We start from the raw sequence: 3,229 nt of genomic DNA, 5'->3' as shown, positions 1-3,229 counted from the left end.
CCACCGTGGGCCGCGCTGCCGCGGCGCCGCAGCGGGTGGTCGAGGTGGTGGTGGGCGCCGACGAGATGCTGCGGCTGCGCGTGAACGGCAAGGAGACGGGCCGCACCACCCTGTCCCGACTCGAACAGGACGTGCGTGCCGCGATCCAGGGAGCGGACCCTGCTCCCATCGTGATCTCGGCCGACCGCAGCGTACGCTACGAAGCGGTGGTCAACGTGATGTCGCGGCTGCGCGCCGGCGGCTTCGAGCGCGTGGGCCTGCTCGTGCGCCAGCAAGGCGGCTGAGGACATGCCACAGGAGCCGTACCGTCCATGACGCCTTCCAGCGAACGCGACGACCTGCTGCCCCCTTCGCCCGATGCCCGCGGCCGCGGCCTGGCGATCGCGCTGGGCATGCACGCGGCCCTGATCGGAGCCCTGGCGCTGGGCGTGAACTGGAAGTCCAGCGCCCCCGACGCGGTCGAAGCCGAGCTGTGGGCCGCCGTGCCGCAGGCCGCGGCGGCGCCGCCCGCGCCGGCCCCAGCTCCCGCGCCCTCCCCGCCCGCACCGGCACCCGCTGCGGCCCCCCCACCACCCGCGCCCGACCGTGAGGCCGAGCTGGCCATCGAGAAGCAGCGCAAAGAAGCCGAGGCCAAACGCCAGCGCGAGTTGCAGGAAGCTGAACGCAAAAAGCGTGAGGAGGCCCAGCGCCGCGAAGCCGAACGCAAGAAGCAAGAAGAAGCCGAGCGGCTCAAGCGCGAGCTGGCCGAGAAGCAGCGCCTTGAACAACAACGCAAGGCCGAGGCCGAAAAGCGCCGCCAGGCCGAAGAGAAGCGCCTGGCCGAGCTGCGCGAGGCGCAGATGCAGCGCATCATCAGCCAGGCCGGCACCGGCACACAGGCCACTGGTGCAGCGCAGGGCAGCGCGGCCGGGACGCCCTCGGCCGGCTATGCGGGCCGGCTGCGCGCCCGCATCAAGCCCAACATCATTTTCGTGGACACGCTGACGAACAACCCGGCCGCCGAGGTGGAGGTGCGAGCTGCTCCCGATGGCACCATCCTCGGCGCACGGCTGGTGAAGTCCAGCGGCCATCCGGAATGGGACCAGGCGGTGCTGCGCGCCATCGAACGCACGGAAACCCTGCCGCGCGACGACAACGGCCGCGTGCCCTCCCCCATCCTGATCACCTTCCGGCCGAAGGACTGACCCCCCTTGATCCGGGGCGCGCACGCGCCCGACGGCGCCCCGCGCGCCGTCCTTGTCACACCGCGTTTCCAAAACCTGCTGGCTCCTGCCGGGAGGAGGAGCTTACGCTTTGGCACGGCGATTCGGGAAATGCACGTGTCCCTCAGCACGGTATGCGGGTGCACCATCCCGTGGACTGCGAGAAGAACTGCCGCAGAACCTTCAGCGCAGCGACAGGGACCCGACCCGCGCCCCTTCGCGGTAGGCCTCGACGAAGGCGCGGTCGATGCGGTCTTTCCAGCGCCCCACCCAGGCCCCTCGGGCCGACAGGGGCCCCCAGCTCGCCAGCGCCGTGCCATCCCCGCAGGACAGCAGCGCCAACGCCAGGCGCTGAGGGCGGTAGACGGTGAGGGGCTGCCCCGCCGCCCAGGCGCGCAGGTTGGCGGTGAGCACCGGGCCGGCGCGCACGGCGTACACGCCGCTGCGGGGGTGGGGGGCGTCGATGCGGCGAGACACATCGCCCACCGCAAAGACCTCGGGGTGTGACACCGACTGCAGGGTGGCCCCAGTGGCAATGAAGCCATCGGGCGCCAGGCGCAGGCCGCTGTCGGACAGCCAGGCCGGCGGCTGCACGCCCAGGGCCACCACCGGCGCGTCACAGGGCAGGCGGCTGCCACCGGACAGGCGCAACTGGCCAGGTTCGATCTCGACGGCGTCGTCGGCGATCACGGTGACGGAGCGCGACTTGAGCACCGCGAGGGCCTGATGGCGCACGCCGCGCGGGAAGCTCGGCAGCAGGCCGGCGTTTCCGGCCACGAGCGTGACCCGCGCCTGGGCGACCAGCGCGCGGCGCATGGCCGCAGCCAGTTCGAAGCCGGCCGCCCCGCCGCCGATGACCACCACCTGCAGACCCGGCTGCCGCGCCGCCAGCGACTGCAGGCGCGGCCACAGTTGCACGAAGCTGTGCAGCGGGCGCACGAACAGGGCTTGATCGCGGGCTCCGTCGATGAGGTCGCGCGACAGTTCACCACCGGTATCGAGGCTGAGCGCGTCATAGGCCAGCTCGGCGCCGCCAGCCAGCCGGAGTCGGCGGGTCTCGGGCCGCAACGCGGCCACGGCATCGAGCACCAGGCGCACGCCTGCACGGCGGGCCAGGGCGGCCAGATCGATCTGTGCCTCTTCGGGGGCGTAGCGGCCCGCGATCACGCCAGGCACCATGCCGGAGTACCACAGCACCGGCTGCGGCGTGACCAGAGTCACCTCGGCCCCAGGCAGGGGCTGGGCCGCGAGGGCGGCCAACACCTGGACGTGGGCATGGCCGCCACCGGCCAGCACGAGTTGTTTCATTCGGTTCCTCCCGGGCGGTGCTGCAAGCCCCGCACGAAGGCGAGGGCCTGGCTGCCCGTGTTGTCGGTGTCAGCTCCCACTGCGATGGCGCGCAGACGCGGGGCCTCGGTGGCCTCATCGCCAAAGGCACGCAGGAAATCCGCGGCAAGGTCGCGCGACTCGGCCTGCCACGGCGTGGGGGCGGCTTCGCCGCTGCGCAGCACGAGGTAGCGCACGCGGCGGCTGTAGGCATTGTCGATCATCGTGCCCGCAGGCAAGCTGGTGTCCCACACATAGCACAGTGTGGCGGCGGGCAGATCTTCGCCGCTGCGCGCACGGGCCAGCCGCAGCAACTGGCGCTCGACGAAGGGCACGCGCTCCAGGGCGTGGTCGAACAGGGCGCAGACCTTCACCGCGGTGTCGTCGCCGGCCTTGGTGCGCAAGTCGGTGGCGCTGGCGAACCGCTCGACGCGCCACTGCCATTGCAACCGGCCCGGCGCGCTGTCGATGGGGTGCAGCAAGTTGCCATAGGACGCCCGCGCTTCGATGCGCAGGCTCGGTGCCCCCTCCGTCTCGACCAGGCTGTACTGGGTGCGGGGCAGGGTCTGGGCCGGCAGGCCTGCAAAACGCCAGGGCGGTGCCGGCTGCGCGAGCGGCGCGCCGCTCCAAGGGCTCAGGTCGGCCGCCGCACCAGCTGTGCCCAGCACGAGCAGGGACGGCAGGGAGCGCCACAGCCGAAA

Annotated in this window: 4 protein-coding genes; 2 read left to right on the top strand and 2 right to left on the bottom strand. The window is 72.3% G+C overall.

Translation table 11 applies throughout. The features are described 5' to 3' along the window. Positions 1 to 284: ExbD/TolR family protein (locus ACK42S_RS16755; protein ID WP_409710213.1), on the top strand; the 284-nt coding region annotated here is incomplete at its 5' end. A 27-nt stretch (positions 285 to 311) separates the two neighbouring features. Then, positions 312 to 1,184, top strand: coding sequence for a TonB family protein (locus tag ACK42S_RS16750; protein ID WP_409710210.1), 873 nt, complete (start codon positions 312 to 314; stop codon positions 1,182 to 1,184). Positions 1,185 to 1,385: 201 nt separating this feature from the next. Here ACK42S_RS16750 and ACK42S_RS16745 read toward each other — a convergent pair whose 3' ends face one another. After that, a complete protein-coding gene (locus ACK42S_RS16745; RefSeq protein WP_409710207.1) occupies positions 1,386 to 2,510 on the bottom strand; it encodes an FAD-dependent oxidoreductase in 1,125 nt (374 codons plus the stop codon). After that, positions 2,507 to 3,229: DUF3047 domain-containing protein (locus ACK42S_RS16740; protein ID WP_409710204.1), on the bottom strand; the 723-nt coding region annotated here is incomplete at its 5' end. The genes ACK42S_RS16745 and ACK42S_RS16740, both read right to left, overlap by 4 nt.

The organism is Caldimonas sp., from assembly GCF_046289365.1.
Lineage (GTDB): Bacteria > Pseudomonadota > Gammaproteobacteria > Burkholderiales > Burkholderiaceae_C > Caldimonas.
Note: the sequence above shows the minus strand (reverse complement) of the source record. Positions and strands in the feature narration are given on the sequence as shown.

Excerpts from the sequence above, each read along its gene's own strand:
- ACK42S_RS16750 (WP_409710210.1), top strand. The coding sequence starts at position 312 with ATGACGCCTTCCAGCGAACGCGACGACCTGCTGCCCCCTTCGCCCGAT.
- ACK42S_RS16745 (WP_409710207.1), bottom strand. The coding sequence starts at position 2,510 with ATGAAACAACTCGTGCTGGCCGGTGGCGGCCATGCCCACGTCCAGGTG.